The organism is Microcoleus sp. N9_A2 (assembly GCF_036701775.1).
Classification (GTDB): domain Bacteria; phylum Cyanobacteriota; class Cyanobacteriia; order Cyanobacteriales; family Microcoleaceae; genus Microcoleus.
This window is the reverse complement of sequence record NZ_JAUBRH010000021.1, coordinates 39,858-62,294: the sequence shown is the minus strand read 5'-3', so window position 1 is coordinate 62,294 and position 22,437 is coordinate 39,858. Positions and strand designations below refer to the sequence as shown.

At 44.4% G+C, this 22,437-nt stretch carries 17 protein-coding genes; 11 read left to right on the top strand and 6 right to left on the bottom strand.

The features are described 5' to 3' along the window. Nucleotides 1-72: 72 nt before the first annotated feature. From sixA to QUA44_RS14775, 4 genes are all read left to right on the top strand, one after another. Nucleotides 73-567, top strand: a complete 495-nt coding sequence (sixA, locus tag QUA44_RS14790) for a phosphohistidine phosphatase SixA (protein WP_333252080.1) — start codon at nt 73-75, stop codon at nt 565-567. A 235-nt stretch (nt 568-802) separates the two neighbouring features. Next, the gene (locus QUA44_RS14785) at nt 803-1,975 is read left to right on the top strand and encodes a citrate synthase (RefSeq protein ID WP_333252081.1); all 1,173 of its coding nucleotides are present in this window, start codon (nt 803-805) and stop codon (nt 1,973-1,975) included. Nucleotides 1,976-2,324: 349 nt separating this feature from the next. Beyond that, a complete protein-coding gene (locus QUA44_RS14780) occupies nt 2,325-5,834 on the top strand; it encodes a sacsin N-terminal ATP-binding-like domain-containing protein (protein WP_333252082.1) in 3,510 nt (1,169 codons plus the stop codon). After that, entirely contained in the window at nt 5,824-6,996 is a 1,173-nt protein-coding gene (locus QUA44_RS14775) for a hypothetical protein (protein ID WP_333252083.1), read from the top strand. Before QUA44_RS14780 ends, QUA44_RS14775 begins: the two co-directional genes overlap by 11 nt. 87 nt (nt 6,997-7,083) lie before the next feature. Here the strand turns inward: QUA44_RS14775 and QUA44_RS14770 are convergent, their stop codons facing one another. The 4 genes from QUA44_RS14770 to QUA44_RS14755 form a co-directional block, all read right to left on the bottom strand. Beyond that, nucleotides 7,084-7,599, bottom strand: coding sequence for a DUF29 family protein (locus QUA44_RS14770; RefSeq protein ID WP_333252084.1), 516 nt, complete (start codon nt 7,597-7,599; stop codon nt 7,084-7,086). Nucleotides 7,600-7,743: 144 nt separating this feature from the next. Continuing rightward, nucleotides 7,744-9,858, bottom strand: a complete 2,115-nt coding sequence (gene argZ / locus QUA44_RS14765; protein ID WP_333252085.1) for a bifunctional arginine dihydrolase/ornithine cyclodeaminase — start codon at nt 9,856-9,858, stop codon at nt 7,744-7,746. A gap of 223 nt (nt 9,859-10,081) precedes the next feature. Then, the gene (locus QUA44_RS14760; protein ID WP_333252086.1) at nt 10,082-13,294 is read right to left on the bottom strand and encodes a PAS domain-containing protein; all 3,213 of its coding nucleotides are present in this window, start codon (nt 13,292-13,294) and stop codon (nt 10,082-10,084) included. 572 nt (nt 13,295-13,866) lie between these two features. Further along, the gene (locus QUA44_RS14755; protein WP_333252087.1) at nt 13,867-14,805 is read right to left on the bottom strand and encodes a glycosyltransferase; all 939 of its coding nucleotides are present in this window, start codon (nt 14,803-14,805) and stop codon (nt 13,867-13,869) included. 380 nt (nt 14,806-15,185) lie between these two features. Here QUA44_RS14755 and QUA44_RS14750 point away from each other — a divergent pair, with 380 nt between their 5' ends. Together QUA44_RS14750 and QUA44_RS14745 are read left to right on the top strand one after the other, a co-directional pair. Then, complete coding sequence (locus QUA44_RS14750; RefSeq protein ID WP_333252088.1) at nt 15,186-16,388, top strand: argininosuccinate synthase; 1,203 nt, start codon at nt 15,186-15,188, stop codon at nt 16,386-16,388. A 530-nt stretch (nt 16,389-16,918) separates the two neighbouring features. Then, complete coding sequence (locus tag QUA44_RS14745) at nt 16,919-17,431, top strand: hypothetical protein (RefSeq protein WP_333252089.1); 513 nt, start codon at nt 16,919-16,921, stop codon at nt 17,429-17,431. A gap of 317 nt (nt 17,432-17,748) precedes the next feature. Here the strand turns inward: QUA44_RS14745 and QUA44_RS14740 are convergent, their stop codons facing one another. Further along, nucleotides 17,749-19,197, bottom strand: coding sequence for a GTP-binding protein (locus QUA44_RS14740; protein ID WP_333252090.1), 1,449 nt, complete (start codon nt 19,195-19,197; stop codon nt 17,749-17,751). 482 nt (nt 19,198-19,679) lie between these two features. Between QUA44_RS14740 and QUA44_RS14735 the strand changes: the two genes are divergently transcribed. The 5 genes from QUA44_RS14735 (at nt 19,680) to QUA44_RS14715 (ending at nt 21,701) form a co-directional block, all read left to right on the top strand. Beyond that, nucleotides 19,680-20,513, top strand: a complete 834-nt coding sequence (locus QUA44_RS14735; RefSeq protein ID WP_333252091.1) for a lysostaphin resistance A-like protein — start codon at nt 19,680-19,682, stop codon at nt 20,511-20,513. A gap of 63 nt (nt 20,514-20,576) precedes the next feature. After that, nucleotides 20,577-20,795 (top strand): hypothetical protein, encoded by a 219-nt coding sequence (locus QUA44_RS14730; protein ID WP_333252092.1) that lies wholly within the window; start codon nt 20,577-20,579, stop codon nt 20,793-20,795. Next, nucleotides 20,788-21,219 (top strand): hypothetical protein, encoded by a 432-nt coding sequence (locus QUA44_RS14725; RefSeq protein WP_333252093.1) that lies wholly within the window; start codon nt 20,788-20,790, stop codon nt 21,217-21,219. Before QUA44_RS14730 ends, QUA44_RS14725 begins: the two co-directional genes overlap by 8 nt. Next, nucleotides 21,182-21,427, top strand: coding sequence for a hypothetical protein (locus tag QUA44_RS14720; RefSeq protein WP_333252094.1), 246 nt, complete (start codon nt 21,182-21,184; stop codon nt 21,425-21,427). Before QUA44_RS14725 ends, QUA44_RS14720 begins: the two co-directional genes overlap by 38 nt. 88 nt (nt 21,428-21,515) lie before the next feature. After that, complete coding sequence (locus QUA44_RS14715; RefSeq protein ID WP_333309746.1) at nt 21,516-21,701, top strand: DUF433 domain-containing protein; 186 nt, start codon at nt 21,516-21,518, stop codon at nt 21,699-21,701. Here the strand turns inward: QUA44_RS14715 and QUA44_RS14710 are convergent. Further along, nucleotides 21,698-22,162 carry a DUF29 domain-containing protein gene (locus tag QUA44_RS14710; protein ID WP_333252096.1) on the bottom strand — a complete coding sequence of 155 codons (465 nt, stop codon included), beginning with the start codon at nt 22,160-22,162 and terminating at the stop codon, nt 21,698-21,700. The genes QUA44_RS14715 and QUA44_RS14710 overlap by 4 nt on opposite strands. Nucleotides 22,163-22,437 lie beyond the last annotated feature (275 nt).

The following is a 22,437-nucleotide window of genomic DNA, read 5'->3' as shown; positions in this document are numbered from 1 at the left end:
AAACTTCACGCATAAGTTCGTAGGCGTAAGCCGGGGCGTAGCCATCGCACAGCTCTAAAAAGGACTGCCACAGTGCATTTATATCTGATCCGCCACGGTATTGCAGCCGAGCCCGAAGAATATGATACAGACTCAGAACGCCCGCTGACTAAAGAGGGCGATCGTAAAACCAGGAAAATTGCTCAACGGCTGTACGAACTCGAAATTCAGTTTGACCTGATTCTCACCAGTCCCCTACTGCGGGCGCAGCAAACCGCCCAAATCCTGCGGTCAGCGGGTCTGAGTTCCCAAATAGAAGAATCCGCCACCCTTGCACCTTCAGGAGACATCGGGAACTGGCTGGAGTGGTACAAACAGTGGCAGGAAATAGGTAGCCGCAGCTTGGCCCTGGTGGGCCATCAACCAGACTTAGGCCACTGGGCAGAAACTTTGCTTTGGGCTCGATCGCAAGATGCCCTGATTCTCAAAAAAGCAGGTATCATCGGCTTAATCCTCCCGGAAACCGGCTCCCCAGTGGGCCGCAGCCAAATGTTTTGGCTAACTGCGCCCAAGTTTTTGCTCCCCTAGAAACAGCGAACCGCCCCGACATTAACAGGACGCGCCAGCCCTCTTAAACCGGCATTCTGGGACGGCGAAACCGGATTTGAGGGGGGGGACAATACGCAGCGGTGCGATCGGGCTGTCTGTTGAAAAACCCGGTTTCTGAACCCCAATTAAATGATTATTTGTCAAGACTGTGACACTATCTTCGTTTCTGGTAATGTACTTTTAGTAGATTGAACTCACACAAAACGGTATCGCAATGGTCGTCGGCGAATTCAAACCAGGTTTAGAAGGTGTTCCCGCCACCTTGTCCAGCATTAGCTACGTCGATGGACAAAAAGGGTTGCTGGAATATCGCGGGATTAGCATCGAGGAACTGGCACTGAAAAGTTCCTTTCTCGAAACTTCATATTTATTAATCTGGGGGGTACTTCCGACTCAGGAAGAACTAGTAGCTTTCGAGCATGAAATTCGCTATCACCGCCGGATCAAATATCGCATCCGGGACATGATGAAATGCTTTCCTGAAAGAGGACATCCCATGGACGCCCTGCAAGCTTCAGCGGCCGCCCTGGGCTTGTTCTACTCCCGCAGAGCTCTGGCTAACCCAGCATACATTAGAGAAGCTGTAGTGCGGCTGCTAGCTAAGATTCCCACAATGGTAGCAGCGTTCCAGCAAATGCGACGGGGAAATGACCCGGTGCGACCGAGGGATGACTTGGACTACTCGGCTAACTTTCTTTATATGCTCAACGAGCAAGAGCCCGATCCGCTGTTAGCTAGAATTTTTGACACTTGTCTGACTCTCCACGCTGAACATACAATTAATGCCTCTACATTTTCGGCAATGGTAACAGCTTCGACGCTGACAGACCCTTACGGGGTAATTGCTTCAGCAGTTGGCACTTTGGCGGGGCCGCTGCACGGGGGAGCTAATGAAGAAGTGATTGATATGTTGGAGCAAATTGGTTCGGTAGAAAATGTGCGGCCTTTTGTCGAGAAGTGCGTTGCAAACAAGGAAAAAATCATGGGTTTCGGTCACCGAGTTTACAAGGTGAAAGATCCGAGAGCAACTATTCTTCAGAGGTTAGCGGAACAGTTGTTTGAGAACTTCGGTCACGACGATTATTACGACATTGCTGTCGAGTTGGAAGCAGTGGTTGAGGAAAAAATGAGTCATAAAGGAATTTACGCAAATGTAGATTTCTATTCGGGTCTGGTTTACCGAAAAATGGGAATTCCGATCGACTTGTTTACGCCGGTTTTTGCGATCGCCCGTGTTGCTGGCTGGTTGGCCCACTGGAAGGAACAGCTAGAGGCAAACCGCATTTACCGCCCGACTCAAATATATACGGGGACTCACGGTGCTCCTTATATTGCGATCGAGGACAGGCACCCATCCTATAGCACAATTATCAACCCAGATATGTAAATAACGAGAGGAATTGTTTGGCTTTCGTGAAGTGTTGAATTAAAAATTGCTTTGGCGTTGCGAGTCAGGAAGCAATTTTTGTCTGCCACAAGCTGCGGTGCTGGGTTGCGCCCCTCTTGTATGTTGTGCTGTTCGTTGGCGACAATAGTCAGAAGTGACGATTTTCAGGAACTCCGGGCCTCAGACTTGCGAGTCTGGGGTTTTTTATTGGAATATTACGAATATCTTTTGGTAGGTTGCTGCGCGCGCACCCTACTTGTATTTACGCTTGGCTTGTATAGTATTAGGTAGAAAGTGAAGATGCGCGATCGCATTTAAATTCCTCCCGCTTTTAGTCGTCAGAACATCTATGGCTTACAGCAACAACGAACTTGATGGCAAGTCTTTCTACCAATCCGAACCCTTAATCGCCCGCTTGAGAGGGATTATCCGAGATTATCCCGAAGGCGTTGGCATTATCAAGGAGTTGATCCAAAATGCGGATGACGCTAAAGCAACGCGGGTAGAAATTACTCTGGATTGGCGCCACCATCCGGTCAAACAATTGCCTGACGATCGCATGATACAGCTCATGGGGCCTGCGATGCTAGTCTACAACGATCGCGTATTTACAGATAAAGACTTTGACAGCATCCGCAGCCTGGGACAAAGTGAGAAAGCGCGAGACTTGCAGAAAACTGGTAGATTTGGTGTCGGGTTTAATGCAATATATCACGTTACAGATTATCCCAGCTTCGTTTCGCGCGATCGCATTATCTTTTTTGATCCCCACGGCGCAGCTATCCCCGGCACTTCCCGACAAGAACCCGGACGCGAGTGGAATTTAGCCGACGCTAAATGGTACGAAAAATATCCCGATTTTATGCAAGTCTACGCAGCGGGAGGATTGCCATTAGGAGATACAAATTTTCAAGGCACTTTGTTTCGCTTGCCTTTAAGAACCTCAGAACACGCGGAAAATAGCGAAATTCGCAAACAAGCATTTACCGAATCCAACGTCAAGGAACTGCTAGACGAACTGATTAATTCAGGTGAAGAATTGCTGCTATTTTTGAAATCAGTTCAGGAAATTCGAGTTTACGAAATCCCCGCAAACAGTCAAGAAACTAGGCAAGAAATTCTTGCAATTGTCACCCAGAACCAGCAAGAAGTACGAGAATCGCGGCAACAACTCCTCGATGCAATTCCCGATACACCAGACAAATTGCTGGAATTGGGCCGCAATAATCCCGCCGGTTTAGTCTCTGTTTCTTACCGCCATGAGATAGAAACAATTAGCCAACATCGCAATAGCAAATCAACTTGGAGAACAGTCAGTTTAATTCGCACAGACGAAGGTGGCGAGTTGGCAAAAGTCATACAAGCAATGTACGAAAGCCAAGAAAAAGTATTGCCTTGGGCGGGCGCTGCTGCGAGAATTAATGCTGTGAGCACCGAGGGAAATTCTCAACCTGTTAGCGGCAAAGTTTACTGTTTTTTACCGCTTCCCCTGGAAACTGGGCTACCAGTTCACATCAACGGTTTTTTTAACTTAAATAGTTCGCGGGATAACCTCAGCAGCGACAGCGGACAAACTGGAAAAGACAGACCGAGAGCTATTTGGAACCAACTACTCGCGCAGCACGTTTTGTCCCACGCTTATGTTAACTTAATTGTTGATTTAGTGCAAGATATCGGCAGGTATCAGCCAGAGGGATTTTACAAATTTTGGCCTGTTGGCAAAATTACTGTCAGCAAAGCTCTCGAAGAACTGCACCGCTTTGTCATACAGTTATTGTATCAGAGACCAGTTGTGCGATCGGCTGTAGAACACGCTGTAACTGAACGTCAATTCAGCGGATCAGTGATGTCACAAACAAGATGGGTGACACCTCCGAGAGTCAAAAATCTACCCTCGAAAAAGTCGTGGGACGAATTATTAGCACCTCTGCGCGCCGACAATATCGACATTCCCGAACCGCCATTGCCCGACTCAATTTTGGCAGCTTTTAAAGATGCAGGTTTGCCGTTGCCAACATTCACTGCTGCTAACTTGCGCCAGCACTTAACTGAAAACAAACAGCTAGGTGTGCCGTTGCAAGATGCACCGAAACCCAGCCTGCAAAATAGACAGTGGATTGCGAATATGCTGCGCTATTGCATCAGCGACAATCACCGAGATTTGCGCGGTTTGCCGTTGGCTATTCTCGCGAATAATACTTTACAAGTATTTGGTTACAACCCGATAGGCACTATTTACATTTCAGATGATACAGCAAGACAGATATTTGCCAATCATCTAGAATGGTTTTTGCATCAAGATTTAACCAATGTAGTGCCTCCACATAACATGATTGGCGTGTCTGAGATGAATGCCACCGAAGTAGCGAGGAAATTGGTTCATGTCATTAATTCAACGCAGTCAGAATGTGATTGGCAAGCTGATGCAGTAAATCCACCAAATACAGACTGGTTGACTCTCGTATACAATTATTTTTTCAATATCTCGCCCAGATATTTGTCGCAAGAAACAGTCGAGGAATTGAAGAAAGTTCCGCTGGTTCCGGGAAATGACGGTAAGCTTTACAAAGGAGGAAAACTTGACACTCCTTTGTTGTGCAGTGATAATATTGCAGCGGAAATCATCGAGGCTGTACAGTATTTTGGGGTGACGCTTGTCCAAGCACCGGCAAAACTTGAAAGTGCGATCGCCCAATTTGCCCAACGACACCAAAATCTGTTAGTCTATTTTCTGACAGGCCCAGATGTCCTAGACACAGTATCTTCGCGGTGCGAGGAAGGTTTGCCACCCTACCACCAAAAGCATTATACATCTCTCCTCAACTTCCTGGCAGCTTCAGAACCAACAAGTTACGACCAAGATAGCCTCAACAAACTGCGTCAACTTCCAATATACCCCACAACTTCCCACGAAATAGTTTCCCTCAACGATGAAAATGTCTACCTTCCTGGCGGCGGATACGAACCGCCGGAAATTGCAGGTACATTGAGGCTGTTACGGACAGAAAAAAACCAAGAATGGCTGCGACTGTTCCAACTTTTGCAAGTTCCGGTACTCAATCGTGCTAGACTAATTCGCGAATGCTTGTTGCCTGAGTATGCGTCCTTTGCCCCGGAAGAACAGTTAATCGCGCTGGCGTGGATTCGAGAGCATCTCACTGAAGCTTATAAAGAACTAGAAAAGGCAGGAGAGGATGCTTTTTCATTCAAAGAAGAGCTGAAAAAGGCGCGTTTGGTACGCTGTAGCGATCGCAGATTACGCTCTGCCGAATTAATTTACAATCCCGAAAGTCCAGTAATCCGCAACATTGTCGGAAATTTAGCAGCTATTCCCGACATGGGATTTTACTCTGACAATTATTCACTGTGGATCGACTTTTTTGAGAATTTGGGTATGCGAAAAACATTGAGTGCAGATGACATTGCAGCTTGTGTTGACAATCTAATTCAAACCGCTAATCGTTCAAGTGCCGGCGCAGTAACCGATGCTTCGATTGCGGTTTTTAACTACATCGTCGATAATTGGGATTCCCTAAAATATACATCAATTGGAAACACCAACAAAACACTGGCTGAAACACTCGCAGATAAACCTTGGCTTCCTGTCGAGCAAAATCCTCAAAAGTTAAGCCAATATCCCGCAGCTGTGATACCCGAACCGAGATTGTATCGCGCTAAAGATGTCTGTTTTATTCAAGATGTTCGGTTAGTTGCAAGCCAAAAATTCGTATTTGCACGCCCTCAGCGGGATTTGCTGAAACCCGAAATCAAAACAGCACTTGGTTTTATGCCTGTAGATAGAAATACAGTTATTGACCACTTTGATACATTAATAAAAACTTGGGAAAATGACAATTGAAATCACAATATCCGACGATTTAAACGCACAATTACAATCAGTCAAGGCAATTTACCAGTATTTCGATGATACTTTCATCAAAGGCAGTATTTCCAGCGAACAACGCCAGCAAATTCAACAGCGTTTTGCTCGCCGTCAATGTCTGTGGGATGAGTCTAGCAGCAAGTTTTGGCAGCCGAAACACGCTTTTTTGGATGACGTGCCTTTTTTCGGGAATCGTCGCACAACTATAGCTGTTTCTCATCCATTTTCCGAAGTCTATCAGCTTTTGGGGCAAGGGCGATCGCCCGTTGTGCAAGATTACCTAGATTTTCTGGAAGAATTAGCAGCCGAGTACAGCAACACACCGTTAAACGCAGCAGACAAAAACTATGCAATCGAGGTAATCAGCCGCCTAGAATCTCAACAGTCATTAGAAGGCCGCCCAGTTAAAAACCCACCGATTCTTACTGCTAATATCACACTTGCTCCCGCCTGTCAAGTTCTCATCCCCGACGCACCTTGGCGCAAAGATTACATCGACCCCAATCGGATACTGCACCAGCAAATCTCCCCAAAATTTGCCAAATCCGCCGGAAGTCTTTCTTTATTAAAAGATGTGATTGAACGTCCTGTGGCAGTCAAAAATGCCCTAAATACTCAAAGTAATGATTGGTGTCTAGAATGGCAAAATACGCTAAATTCCCCGGAATTTATCTCTGGTTTAAAGCGGCTGATTTTCCACCAGTACGACTCTGAACCAATCCTCGATACAAGCTGGATGGCCAAAGCTAAAGTTTCGCCAGCCAGTCAAATTCATGTAGATTTATTTTGGAAGGGTGAAACCAAAATTGCTTCATCTATACCGGGAACTCAATATTTTGACGAGTTTAATAAAATATTTCATATTATCAGTAGCGGTAGCAGATACATTATGCTATGCTATTTAGCAGAAAGTATTAACGCTCAACTCGGCGAATATGCAGTGCAAAATCTGCTGCCGCTAGCTAGCATTCTGGATGCTGAGCCGCACAATATTAATGGTTTGCTAAACGAGTTGCGGATTAGGTCTTTACCGAGCGATTTGTCTCCCGTCGCCGCAGCTAATTCAGAAATCAAATCCCCTGCAAGTTCCAGCGGCGATAAAAAGGGTGATAGTTCAATTTATTGGGGCGCATTTTGAGCGAAAATAATCAGCATTATTATCTGCTCAGGAAGGTGCGCAATGCGCACCCTACGGGCGAGATTACCGACGATCTCGTAATGTTTTTTAACTCTCTACATTCCAATCTTCACCCCCAGGTAACTGCGATAAATATTCGTCGATCGCATCCTCGAATTCTCCTCTAGCATAAGTGTATGTCAGGGATAGTAGCTGATTTGCGATCGCAACCATTTGCTCTCTGTCCACCCTCTTAGCAAGTTGAGCGCGGCTTAACCTTCCTTCCAACACTTCCCTACTAGCCTCACGAATTGCGGCTTCTAGTTCATCTTCTATGAAAAGCTCCCACTCATCGGCATTGATATAGTAAGATGTTTTATTATCTTTGAGATTTAGCTTTTTAATACCTCGGACAGAATTAGCAATAGAAGCAGCCCAAGAATTAGTTAAACGCTGCTCTACTTGGTTTTTAATTAAGTGGATTAGCAGAATTAGTAAAAAAGAACCGATATTCCGCAGAGTTGCTTGTTTGCTCATGCCCTCTAATTCATCGACAATCAAGATAGCATCTTCATTTCTGCCCTCTAAAATACAATTTCTCAGGTCTATTAATTCCTGTACCATTGATTTTCCTCTCAACATTTGTAGGAATTTCGTAAGGTGCGCTGCGGCGCACCCTACGCGCTCTATTCTTGAGTCCGCCGAGTCTACAGCGTTTGTGTAGACGCGGTTTCAACCGCCGAGTCTACATTGTTTCAACCGCCGAATCTACACAGATTGAGTTACATGATGGCGGCTAGTCAACTTATCCAATTGATTTACCAACAAACTCAGGAACAATCCCACATCGGTGACAACTCCCGTAGATTCGATCGACCCCCGATCGCTCAATTTCGTCACCACAGCCGGATTAATGTCCACACAGACCATCTTTACACCAGCCGGAGTCATATTTCCCACACCGATCGAGTGCAGCATAGACGACAGCATTAACACCATATCCGCGCCCCGTAACAGCTCAGTATACTCTTCTTGAGCCTTAACCATATCCATTTGCGTGTCGGGAAGCGGCCCGTCATCGCGGATCGAACCAGCCAGCGAAAACGGTATATTGTGCTTCACGCATTCGTACATCACACCGCTGGTAATCACGCCTGCTTCAACGACTTTAGCAATACTTCCATAACGCCGTGTCGTGTTAATCATTTTCAAGTGGTGTCGGTGTCCGCCGCGTACAGCAACGCCGCGTTTCATGTCAACTCCCAAAGAAGTTCCCATGCTCGATTGTTCCATGTCGTGAACCGCGATCGCATTTCCACCTAACAATGCTTGCACGTAACCTTCGCGAATCAAATGCGCTAAATGTTCGCCGCCGCCAGTGTGGATTACCACAGGCCCCGCCGTCACTACAACTTTACCACCCCGATCGCGAATTTGGCGCAATTCCCACGCTACTTGTTCCACTACCAACTCTACCCGGCGCTCACTAGAAACGCTACCGGACATAAAGCTAAATTCTTGAGAATTACGCTGTTCTCGCGATTCTGTTTTGCGAATCGTGCGAATACCGACAACATCCACAACGACTTTTTCACCTATTTTTAAATCCCGCAACAATTTGCACGTAGCCACTGGGCCTTCTGCGGTTTCAGTAATCGCAACTGCACCGTCCATTCGCTGATTGCGCGCCTTCACCCACTGACCGCTTACCCGCACTTCCGTGGGATAAATCGTACTAACATAAAAGTCATCCGGGCCGACGCCATCCTGCACTACATCTTCTAAAATAGCGTCGCAAATATCTTGCGGCGGCGGAACTGCACCCAAGTCAATCAGCAATCCCATGATTTCTTCCATCACATCGTGGGAAGGAGCCGAAACTTTAACGTCCGCAGAAGATGTGCTTTGGCGCTGCTCTCCTAAATTGAAATTGAGCACTTGGAAACTGCCGCCGTTTTCGATAATTAAGTCTAAAGCGCGGCTGATTAAACCCGCATCGAGCAAGTGACCAGCCATGCGAATTGTGCGGCTTTCTACCATCACGTTTGCCGATCGATCTTCTTGCACCGGTTCCGTTACCCTGAGCGTCAAACACTTACAAGCACCGCCCGCTTTCAGAAATTCGCTCATCGGCGTTTCAATGACTTTGAAGCCTGCTTGAGCGATCCGCGTTTTCAAGCCTTCGCTGACCTTGTTCATTACCACAGTTTTGTCAATATTGACGGCATTGCAGGCAAAATTGGCGGCATCTGCTTCTTCAATGGCAATGCGTTTTTCCGGCGCAACTCGCATTTCAATTAAGCGGTTGGAGTAGGAGTCAAATGCTGCTGGATAGTAGAGCAAATAGCCACCTGTTAGGGGACAAAAACAGGTATCTAAATGATAGAAACGTTCGTCTACAAGACGCAGCGAAAGCACTTCTATGTTGAGCCATTTTGCTAGCAACGGGTGCGAGTCGAGTTCGGAACGGAAGCCGTATCCAGCCCACAGCCAGCGTCCTTCGCGATCGAGCAAAGCATCACCTGCGCCCTCAAACGGCAAGTCCTTCGGGAGTTCGTGCACGGTGAAACCTTTGCTTTCAAACCATGCTTTGAAATAAGGTTCTTCGCCTTGACGTTCTTTGTGATAGAAACGGCTGAGGACAAAAGTATTGCCCAAAAGCAAACCTGCGTTGGCGGTGAACACCATATCCGGCCAGCCTTTTTCTGGCGGTACGAGGTCTACAAGGGCGTTGTCTTTGAGGACGTGATAGAGTTTTTCCCACTGTTCGACAGCGCGATCGCGCGATGATTTGTGGACGTTTCCCTCCATCCAAGGGTTAATTACATAATCGACATCGTAGTGGTCGGGAGCGCACATCAGGAAGCGTATTGAGTCAGTCATAAGTCAGTTAAAATGTAGTAGATGCTACAGACGCGAGTTGAAATAATATGTATGAAATCAACTGTAAAATTCATTCCCAAGAGAAAGAGTGCAACGTCTAGCAGCGAAAAAAGTAGCTTTTAATTCTATCACGATTAAGATAAGATTAAACTAGACCACAGATGTTTCCCATGAAATATCGGATCAAATGTCAGGGTTTGATATTATTTGCCGTCAATTAACCTTAATAAAAGGTTTTACTTTTCATTTTTTGCGAAATCGGCAGTTCGATCGCAAATTCTGTTCCCCGGCCAACTTCTGAATGACACTTCAACTTACCGCCGTGGGAGTCTTTCACAATTTGATAACTAATCGACAATCCCAAACCAGTGCCACTGCCGATCGGCTTTGTAGTAAAAAACGGGTCAAACATCCTTGACTGAACTTCGGGAAGGATACCGGGCCCATTGTCAGCAATCCGCACAACAACTTGATTGTCCCTATTTATTTCAGTGCTAATGCGAATCTGAGGATTTTTCTCAAACATTTTTCCAGCATCATTTGTAACTGTTGATATATTGTTTGCTAATGACGAATGAGTGATGACTAATGACTCTTCCACAGCGTCGATCGCATTCACCAGCAAATTCATAAATACCTGGTTTAATTGAGCCGGATAACACTCGACTTTTGGCAGTTCGCCATAATTTTTAATAACTTGAATTTCCCGACGTTTTGGCTGTGACTGCAATCGGTGCTGCAAAATCACCAAAGTGCTCTCTATCCCTTCATGAATGTCGATTACTTTGCACTCCTTTTCGTCGAGTCTAGAAAAGTTTCGCAAAGACAGCACGATCTGCTTAATTCGGTTAGCACCTTCTTGCATTGAAGCCATAATTTTTGGGAAATCTTCAGCGATAAAATCTACCTCGACTTCTGCCAGTTCTTGGGCAATTTCGGGAACTGGTTCGGAATAGTGTTGCTGGTAGAGATCGATCAATTTTACCAAATCGCGAGCGTACTGTGCGGCGGGAATAATATTGCCGTAGATGAAGCTGATGGGGTTATTAATTTCGTGGGCTACTCCCGCTACCATTTGCCCGATACTTGACATTTTTTCCGCTTGAATGAGCTGAGATTGAGCCTTTTTTAAGTCTTCCAGAGTTTTTTCTAACTGTTGTGCTTTTTCTCGTTCTCGCTGTTCGCTAAATTGCAAAGCTGCTTCGGCTTGTTTGCGATCGCTAATATCAATATGCGTGCCAGTCATCCGCAAAGGATTTCCCGAAGCATCGCGTTCCATCACCTTCGCTTGAGCTAAAATCCACTTCCACTCGCCGGATTTTGTCAGCATCCGAAATTCGTTTTCGTAAGTCGGCTCTTTGCCTTCCAGGTGAGCATTTAGCGCTGCTATAGCCGGACGCAAATCCTCTGGATGTACCAGTTTTTCCCACCCTGGGAAACTATTTTCTACCTCCTCTACTTCATATCCCAGCATTGTCTTCCACCGCGAATTAAAATAAACTTCTCCCGTCGCAAGATTCCAATCCCACAATCCCATCGCACTGCCTTCAAATGCCAGATAAAAACGTTCTTCGCTAATTTGTAAAGCTGCTTCGGCTTGTTTGCGATCGCTAATATCCATGACTGTTCCCAACAGTTTGATTACTGCCCCGGTTTCGTTAAAAACAGCTTCTCCCCTTGCTTCCACGTATAGGATTTGACCGCCCGGATGCAAAAATCGGAACTCTTTTTTGTAGGAAATTCCTTGTGAGATAGCGAGGGTGACAGTTTGTTGGAACAAGTCTCTGTCGTCGGGATGACACATCTGTAAAAGTTGGGCAGATGTCGGTTCAGGTGCGGTTGAGTCAAGACCAAAAATGCCGAATACTTCTTCTGACCAAATACTTTTATTTGTGACGACATCAAATTCCCAACTGCCGATATGGGCAATTTTCTGGGCTGCTGCTAGACTAGCTTCGCTGTGTTGAAGTTTAAGTCGCTGTTGTTTATCTTGTTCGAGAAGATTGGCTTGAGCGATCGCAATTCCCATATGTGCCGCCACAGCGTTCAATAATCGGCTCTCCTCCTGCGTCCAGTGGCGGGGGCGATCGTACTGATGCAAGCATATCATTCCGTTGGCTTTTCCCTGATAGGAAGTGCGGATAGATATCATCGACTTCAAACCTATTTGAAAGCACAAATCTCGGACATTTTCTAGCAGCGGTTCGGAAAAAACATCGTCAAAAACTACAGCTTGGTCTTGGGAAAATACAAACTGAATGTGAGGATTGCCCTGTATGGGAATTTCTAAATCTAAAAGCGATGTAGAAGCTGTTTTTCTGTACTCACCAACATTAGAAATTCGGGGAATTGGGTGTTCGGTGTAAGTATGAATTAAGCAGCAATCAGCATTAAAAATTCGACCTATTTGGGCAGTCGCTGTTTGAAAAACTTGATCTTGATTTAAGCTGTATCGAATTTCGAGAGTAATTGTTTCTATCAGAAATCTTTGTTTGATTTGCCGTTCCAAAGCAGCTAAAGCTGTTTTAAGTTCGAGTTCGGCTTGTTTGCGATCGCTAATTTCAGTAGCCGTTCCCAAAATTTTCCAAGGTTTGTCGTCGGCTGTTCTGGCAAACACTGTATCCACGCTAACAAACCAGCGATATTCACCATTTTTGTGCTGAATTCGGTACTCAAACTCAAAGCTTTCACCGTCTTTTGCTGCCTCAATCTTGCTCAGGTGTTCTGAGAATCCTGGCAAATCGTCAGGGTGTATTAAGTTAGGAAGAAATCCTCCTGCCATCTGCTGGATTTCTTCAAAAGAATAGCCAATATCGCTATAGATTTCGCGGTTGATATACAGAGTTCGCTGTTCAATTAAATCGGAAACGTACAAAAGATTAGGATGTGTTTTAATTACTGCCGACAGCCAGCATTGGCTGTCTCGGAGTTCGGCTTCGATCCGCTTGCGTTCTTCTATTTCTGCTTGCAGCCGCGCATTTTGTGCTAAAATTTGTTTATAAAGACGGCTCAGAAGCAGTTGATTTTCGACGCGACTCACCACTTCTTCTGTTTGAAATGGTTTAGTAATGTAGTCTGCCGCCCCCAGCGAAAAAGCTTTGACTTTATCAAAAACTTCATCTAAAGAGCTGATAAAAATCACAGGAATATCTTTGGTTTGCGGACAAGCTTTTAGCTGTTCGCAGACTTGATAGCCATCCATACCGGGCATCATGATGTCCAGCAAAATCAAGTCTGGTGGACTCGACAGAGCAAAGTTAAGAGCCAATTTGCCATCTCGTGTCGGCCGCACTTTATATCCCCGCTTAGACAAAAGCTGGGATAAAAGCCGCAAGCTTTCTGGATGGTCGTCTACCATTAAAATATTTTCTTGTAAGACAGTGTTTTGAATTCTAAGTGTTTCTAGTATTGGATTTTTATTGTCAGTTGTATTCACAGCAGACCCTCAAACTATTCAAGTTGTATATGTGGGAATATTTTTAAAGTCATTAACGGCTTGTAGCTAACACTCTCAGATAAACCAGCACAACTATTGGCTCTATAGCACACTCCTAAATTATCTGTGATTATATCAAAAATAATGCTCATTTGAAAATGTTGGTGGCTCAAATTATCGGAGCCGAGTAAGAAGACAGCCTAGATGCCTCAAATCACAGGCTAAGCAAGCAATCTTGATTAAAGGTAAAACTTTTAAAATTTCTATAACCCGGTTTTGCCTGCCTTGATCAGGTGGCTTTGTTTTGTATTTTTTTGAGTAGATATCCTCACTGGAAAGGTTAATTAAAACAGGTCGGAACATGGGTGTCAACTTAAGACTAAAATTCTGTGTTTTTCTGGTTTGTATCCAAGTCTTGAGTTCCATAAATTCCCCTTATTAAGCAGCGCTAGGGCAGTCTAGGCATAATTGTAAAACAGTATGCTGTTACTAATTATAAGCTTAAGTTGACACCAATGGGCCCTGAAAAACTCCTACAATATCTTATATTTTATTTGCGCTGTCGGGCTGATTTATGGTATCTTTGTCTCTGCCTGCAATTCCCCGCCAGCGGCGTATACGGCTTTCACGTTATACCAATTCAGAAAAATCCGAGCAATTTCTAAAGCTAGCTGGGGCTTGCCTTGGTCAATCAACCACTGCAAAAAAGGAGTCATCGTTCGCTCGTTCAGCATCCCACCTAATGATAAAACTCCCCACAGGATTTGGTGCAAAAAAGTCATTTGAATCATCATCTTTACTTCCCAAGTTGGGTGTTTTTGATAAAACAAAACTCCCATTCTCCCGCGCTGAATTTCGCGGTCAATCATGCCCGGAATTTGCTCTAAACTAAAAGGTGGATGCCAGTGATAGCCGACAGCATTCGGACATTTAATGAGTTTCAAACCTAATTTTTTCAACCTAACTCCCAACTCTAAATCTTCCCATCCATACAGTTGAAAGCGATTGTCAAAAAGTCCAGCATCCAGCAGCCAGTGGCGGGCGATTGCCACATTTCCCGTAGCAAAGTAAGCCGCTGAAAAATCGGTGATTTTGTAAGGCTCTGAGGTAGGATTGTCGAAATTGCAAGTATTAATCACACTGCCGTAAGTAAAAACAGCATCAGTATCTTTGTAACCCTGTAGTAAAGCATCGGCGTGTGCTTGCAAAAAATGCTCTGTTACCACCAAATCGCTGTCAATAAAAATAATCGTATCGCCCTTAGCATCTTCAACGCCCAAATTCCGTGCCGCCGCCGGGCCCTGGTGAGATTGACAGATCGATCGCACATGAGGCAAAAAATCAGCATTTGCGGCCAACCACTCCAGAGTCCCGTCGGTCGAGCCGTCGTCCACGACAATTACTTCATACTCTCTGACAATCTCACCGAAGTGCTGATTTTCCAAAGCCAGTAGACATTTTGCCAAAATCGGTTTACGATTATACGTCGGAATCACAACACTAAAAAACACGCCTTTTCCCCATTGCCACAGTTACCGTATTCCACGGTAGCAGATTTTTCGCAGCAACTCCCCCAGGAAATAGCCAAGTTTAGCAAAAAAAGAATATATAAATCTGTACTATTTCTGACAAGAATCGATCTCAATTAGGTGCATAATGAAAAGTCGGTTAAATATCAAATCTTGCACCATTCTCCAGAACAGGCAAGATGCCTGTGCCGCAAAAATTTAATTTTATTGTGGGGCGGGCATCTTACACCATTCTCCAGAACAGGCAAGATGCCTGTGCCGCAAAAATTTAATTTTATTGTGGGGCGGGCATCTTGCCCGCCCCTAAAAGGCTGATTCACAGCGGGTGCAAGATGTCAGTTAAATTCAGGATGTAAAGAGCAATGAGTCGCGCTAAAAAAGTTGTACTAGCATATTCGGGCGGAGTAGATACCTCCGTCTGTATTCCTTACCTCAAAAACGAGTGGGGTGTGGAAGAGGTAATTACTCTGGCCGCTGATTTGGGACAGGGAGACGAATTAGAACCGATCCGCAAAAAAGCTTTAGCATCCGGTGCTTCGGAATCTTTAGTTATTGATGCTACCGAGGAATTTGTCAAAGACTATGCGTTTCCAGCCATTCAAGCTAACGCACTTTACGAAAACCGTTATCCCCTTTCGACTGCCCTGGCTCGCCCGCTGATTGCTAAATTGTTAGTAGAAGCTGCGGAAAAATACGGTGCAGATGCGATCGCCCACGGTTGCACAGGCAAAGGAAACGATCAGGTACGGTTCGATGTGTCGATCGGCGCGCTGAATCCCAAGATTAAAATCTTAGCACCAGCGCGGGAGTGGAAAATGAGCCGCGAGGAAACGATCGCATACGGCGAGAGATGCGGAATTCCGTCCCCGGTGAAAAAGTCTTCGCCTTACAGTATCGATCGCAACTTATTAGGAATGGCAATTGAAGCCGGAATCCTGGAAGATCCTTGGGCTGAACCGCCGGAGGAAGTTTATTTGATGACAAAGGCGATCGAGCAAACTCCCGACACACCCGAATACCTAGAAATCGGTTTCGATGGCGGCAATCCTGTCAGTTTGAACGGCAAAGATTTATCACCAGTCGCCCTAATTTCCCAACTCAACGAAATAGTTGGCAACCACGGAGTCGGCCGGATTGACATGATTGAAAACCGCCTAGTCGGGATTAAATCGCGGGAAATTTACGAAACACCAGCGATTTTAGTTTTGATGCACGCGCACCGAGACTTAGAAAGTTTGACGCTGACAGCAGATGTGACTCGGTACAAGCGCGGCATCGAAGAAACCTACAGCCAAATGATTTACAACGGTCTTTGGTACAATCCTTTGAAAACAGCTTTAGACGCATTTATTCAGGACACGCAAAAGCGAGTTACTGGAACCGTGCGACTCAAACTATTCAAAGGAAATGCGACTATTGTCGGCCGCAAATCTGACAATTCTCTGTACAGTTTCGACTTAGCAACCTACGGCGCAGAGGACGAATTCGACCACAAAGCTGCCGAAGGATTTGTCTATGTTTGGGGACTACCAACCCGCATTTGGTCGGAGAAAAATCGGGGTTAGAAATAGGAGCGAATTAGGGTTAAAAACTTGATGTTAAGCCGCCGAATCGAATTCGGATTAAAAATTCGATATTAACCCGCCGAATCGAATTGGTGGCTTAACAAACAAAGTCCGCCTTCCCGGAATTAGAGTAGGGTGTGCACAGCACACCTTATTTGCCGCACTCGCCCAACCTGTGCCAGTTGCGTAAGTCCTGTTATTATTAAAATCGGTGTATGATTATTAACATCGGTAAATAACCTAAAAAGTTTCAGTCTCATCACTCACATCGGGGTATTATACTGAAAAAGTCAGTCTAATTAATAGTTAGACATCAGCATATTTGAAGCATAATATTTGAAGCATAAGATAAGGAAAAAATTTGCTATGTCTAAAGTATGTTTTAATGTCAGTGGTCATAAAATACAATTAATTATAAGCCAGTTGGGAGGAAAAGAAAGTATTGTTCATGATAACAAAACGATTTCCGAAAAAAAAACTATCTCGCTCTGACCTCTAACCACTACTTTAAAGTCAGTGAAGATGGAGAAATGTCAAGCTATGAACTGGTTTTCAAAGCCAAGTTTTCGGGTGTAATAGAATATAGTGTTAAACTAAATAATGTGCTGGTTAAAAAGGGTACATTAAGTGTATGGACAGGCGGAGTAATCAGGATATTCTTTTTCCCCATTGGTCTGGCTCTGTTCTTACGGACAATATCTTTAATTTTTATTCCACAATTAAGAGAAATTTTAAGTCAGCAGCTTTTAGGTTATCTTGATGTCGGAATAAATTTCCTGTTTTCTCTTGCTTTTTTGGGATTTGCAATCTCCTTAAAGAGAGTTCTTTTAAGAAACTTGCGCTTTGTCACCACAGTGCTCTGGACTCGTGTAGGTTTAATGATTTTCGGCTCCTTATCACTGATTTTCAGCTACCTACAAGAAGGAATTATTTTGAGTTACATTTGGGTTATTGCTCTTAGGCTTGGATTTATCAGGCTTTTTTGGTTTCTTTTGAAGAATTGTGACGCGCTAGCTCAAGAATTTAAGTTCCAATCTTCCTAATGTGAGAGTTACCCGGCGATCGTCAAAGCAGGCGGTAAAGTACGCAGTGCCAGCCTTGTCAAAGTCAGAGCGAGCGATTGGCGTCATCAAGGGCGATAGTAATAATTGTTCATTCAGTTGACAGTTGACAGTTGACAGATGAGTGCGACCTCTACCTATAAGGAAGAGGATTGGAGAATAGTTTTATTTTAATTTCTCGCCTTTAAGGGAGAGGCTTTAAACCAATTCTTTCTGGTAATTGGTTATTAATAATTGGTTGTTTATTATGATTTTTATTTATTTCATAGTTGCTCCTTCTTCCTTTTTGCTGCTTATCACTAAAATTTCTGTTTTTCCACACTTCCCAAATCCAACTTAGCCCGCAACTCTTCCTTAATCCGATTTAAAATAGAATCCTCATCCAAAGAAGACAAAATCTTGCTCACAACAGCCTTCGGCCCATCATCTCCCCAAGAAGCACCATTAGCCAAATAAGCCTTAGTAACTTGACCGATTCCGTAGGAAGAAACCCCCGCAATTGCAGCTTGAGTCACCGCCACAGACAAATAAGGCCCTAAAGCCAAACCCCCCGTCGCCGGCGTAGCCAAACCCAACAATCCTTTCAAAGAACTCAAACCCAAATTAGCCAACAATTCGCCAGCAGTAATTCCCCCCATACTAATCGCAATCTTTTGCAGCAATTCCACCGCCCCCGCTTCTGTCATCGCAATGCCGTAAACTTTAGAGAGTGTTAATATCATCACCACATCAATTACCGCACCGCTGAGAATATCAACTACAGTAATTGGATTTAGGGCGATCGCCACAGCTTTAGTCATTACGCCATTCCAGATAATGCGATTAGCAGCATCATCTCGAATTTCCATTTTTCGCTGTACTAACTGCTCGTTAATATCTCCCGCACAGAGCATCGTATTCAGCGCGACCAAAGATTTGCCTTCTCGGTCTAAAATCTCCAAAATTTTTAATTTTAAATCTTGCACTTGTGGCAAACTGCGCGTCATTTTGACTCCCATACTTCCATCGGGACGGCGCACCGCCTGCGCTGTCAAAGGTGAAGCCGCCGACATCACAATTTCATCGGGAGATAACAATTCTCTCACGCGATCGTCCCGAATTTTATGATAAATTGCCAGTCTATCTGCATCGGGATACTGGTCAATTTTATTAAATACTAATAACATCGGTTTTCCGGCTTCCCGCAACTGCGAAAGTGCTTGATATTCGACTTTCGTAATGTCGCCAGCAACTACAAACAAAATTAAATCTGCTTGTTTAGCAACGCGGCGGGCTAAAAGTTCGCGAGTTTCGCCGTCAACTTCATCTATTCCCGGAGTATCGATTAATTCTACTTGCGATAAACGGTAAATAACAGGCGAAAGTCGATCGGGTAAACCGTCATCAACACCATCTCCGACATCCCACTGGCCAATAGTTGTGGTACGAGTCACGCCGTGAGTCGGGCCAGTTTCAAACACATTTTGACCGAGTAGCGCGTTTAAAACCGAAGATTTCCCCCTTCCTACCATCCCAAACACAGCGATTTGCACGCAAGCGCGCTCTAGCTTGTCGAGCATTGTTTCCAAGCCGCCAATTTCCGGCTCCAGTCCAGTTCGCTCTTGTGGTGTCAAATCGAGATGTTCTACTATATCTCGCAGAGCATCTTTAGCGCGGCGCAGGTTGAGTTCTGCTTGAATGTCTGCGAAACTTAATATTGTGTCGTCTAATTCGCGATCGACATTTGAGAAATCCGATACTTCAGTCATCTGATGTTATGGCTTTGCTTTGCTTAAAGTTTCAACCGATATGATGCTATTCTAGCTTTTTCTGCGGCCTTTGTACATTCTCTCAGATTTATCCAACTCTAACTCTCGGATGTACTCAACTCTAACTCTCGGATTTACTCAAATCTGACCCCGCCAAAAATTCTCGCATTCACCCACAAGTCCGCCGGGGATTTAAATCCCCGTCTCATAGCAAAAGTCGGTTTAAACCGACTACAAACCTCGATTAGAGTGTGATGGATTTCAGTCTAAAGTCCTCCCATTCACCCACAAGCCCGCCGGGGATTTAAATCCCCGTCTCATATCGAAAGTCGGTTTCAACCGACTGCAAACCTCGATAATAATCTGATAAATTTCAGTTTTCTTTCAGAGGACTTTCGCTATGAGACAGAGATTTAAATCCCTGTCGGACTGTCGGACTGTCGAACAGTCGAATTTACCGAATTTAAAATAATTTACAACCAATGATTAACGCCAACAAAATAGCAAATTATCCATTTCTATTACGTGTAATAATTTTTTTATTAATCTTAGCAACAATCTGGCTGCCCGTCGCCACCCCAATTTATCTCTTAGTTAAAGATAGCAACCTCGCAACTATTCTAACAATGGGATTGTTGTTTGTCGAATTTCTTTTCCTAGTGCGGCGCTGGGGAAAACAGGTTTACGGACAAACCCAATTACTCAAAAGTTACGGTTTAGTAAATACGCGACAAAACGGTTTTGAACTTTTGACTGGATTGGCGATCGGGCTTTCGATCACTTTCACCCTGTTTTTAGTGCAAGGACTGTTCGGCTTTGTCTCGTGGCAAAATTCTGATAACTTGCCTCGAATCATCGCAGAAGGGCTATTAAGCGCCCTGGGAGTGGGTTTTGCGGAGGAGTTGGTATTCCGTGGTTGGTTGCTCGACGAGTTGCAGCGGGATTACAACAATCAAATTTCTGTGCGGGCGAATAGCCTGGTATTTGCCCTATCTCATTTTATCAAACCCGTGGAGGCAATGCTGCGGAGTTGGCCTCAGTTTCCGGGCTTGTTGTTGTTGGGTTTGATACTGGTTTTGGCAAAGCGCAACTGTCAAAATCGATTGGGTTTGTCGATCGGGCTTCATGCAGGTTTAGTCTGGGGATACTATATAATTAACATCGGAGAGTTAGTACGATATTCTGGCTCTGTTCCCGATTGGGTGACTGGAGTTAATGGCAATCCGTTGGCTGGGGCAGTGGGGCTTTTGTTTTTGAGCGTCTTGGCTGTGGGAATGCGGCAAATGTCAGAACGTTCAAAAGGGCGATCGGATTAATCAATCCTTGAAAATGGCATAATAGATAAGACCATACTCTACCACCAACCTTGGGCAATTTTTATGCAGCTTGCTGAACTTCTACCACTCGTGAAAGATTTGCCTCACACTGACAAACTTTTACTACTGCATTTTATCGTATCCGAATTACTGCAAGAATCAGGTATAGTTCCGCTAGAAGAGCCAGGCAAAGCATCTAGCACTAATTCCTACAACTCTTTTGAAGCCGCTGCTGTTTTAGCGCAGGCATTATCAGAAGAAAAAGCAGTAAAACATGGTTGATAAAGTCAGATTTGCGTTTACCGAAATCGATCCGCAACTGGGTGCATTAAGTACATTGCCTTACTTGCCACTAACTTTAACTTATCACAATTGCTCTTTAAGTGCATCAGGCTTGCTAGATACAGGTTCTAGTGTTAACGTATTGCCCTACGAAATGGGATTAAGATTAGGAGCAATTTGGGAACGTCAAACACTTTCTGTTCCATTAGGAGGCAATTTGGCTAGGTTTGAGGCGCGGGCATTGGTATTGAGGGCGAACATTGAGCGCTTTCCTCCAGTGGATTTAGCTTTTGCTTGGACAAAAGACAGGAATGCTCCATTAATTATGGGACACATGAATTTCTTTCTGGAGTTTGATGTCTGCTTCTACCGGGCTGAATTATTATTTGAAATTAGTCCTAAAAGAAGAGGCGAGCAAAGATAGGCTGGGTTTGTCGATCGGGCTTCATGCAGGTTTAGTCTGGGGATACTATATAATTAACATCGGAGAGTTAGTTCGATATTCTGGCTCTGTTCCCGATTGGGTGACAGGAATTAACGGCAATCCGTTGGCTGGGGCAGTGGGGCTTTTGTTTTTGAGCGTATTGGCTGTGGGAATGCGGCAGATGTCCGAACAGTCCAAAGGTTCGTAGCTCGCTCGTAGGGGCGGTGTCCCCGTGCCCGCTATTTTCATGGCGACGCACCCTACAACTACTTAGGCTTATGTCTCAGAATTTTCAGATGATTAGCATTTCCGGTGAAATCATGGGCGGAACTCCTGTTTTTATTGGCACTAGGATTCCTGTTCAAACACTTTTTGACTATTTAGAAGCCGGAGAGTCAATTGATGATTTTTTAGAAGGATTTCCAACTGTAACTAGGGAGCAAGTAATTGCTCTGTTGGAAGAGGCTAGAGCCGATAACTAACCATAAAAATTATCATCTAATATCTGCTCAAGAGAAAATGGACAAACATTAGGATATTCACTAACATCAGGAATTCGCACCCCCAAAGCAGCAAATTTACTTTCCTTAATTGCTAATTTACAAGCTTGAGGATAGGCTTTATCAATTGCTTGAACAAGAAAAGTTTTCAAAGAAGGTGTATCTTCTAAACTGCTTAAGACTCGCTGGCGATGTTCAATAATTGAATTATACCAACTCATTTTCATAGTATCTGGAGCATCAAATTGCACCTTCACCTTTAGCAAGTGAGCTAACAATATCATTAAATTACTTTTTAGTGCATTCTGCTCGGATTTACCCAAACTATTTAATTCCTCAATCAGATGTTCAATATCAAGGGATTCAAATTGACCATTTCTTAGATGCTGAATTGTTGAATCAATCCAGATTTGAAAATCCTGTTCATAGAGAGGTTCAAGCATTGTTATAAATCAAATAATAACCGATAGTGATATGATAGCTTAAAAAACTCAAGATAATACGAACGACTGATAGCATCCCTCAATCGCGCCTCCTGTTCAGCAGCAATAGTTGCTTGACCAGCAAGTTCTTTTGCTAAATTTAGGTATTGCGACCAATCAGAACTCATCAGTGTATTCCAAAATTGTATAAAAATGCTCCCGAATTTCGTGGGATAATCCCCTAGACCAATTTTTACGCAATTCGTCTTCTCTATCCATTGCTTCATCGGGATCGA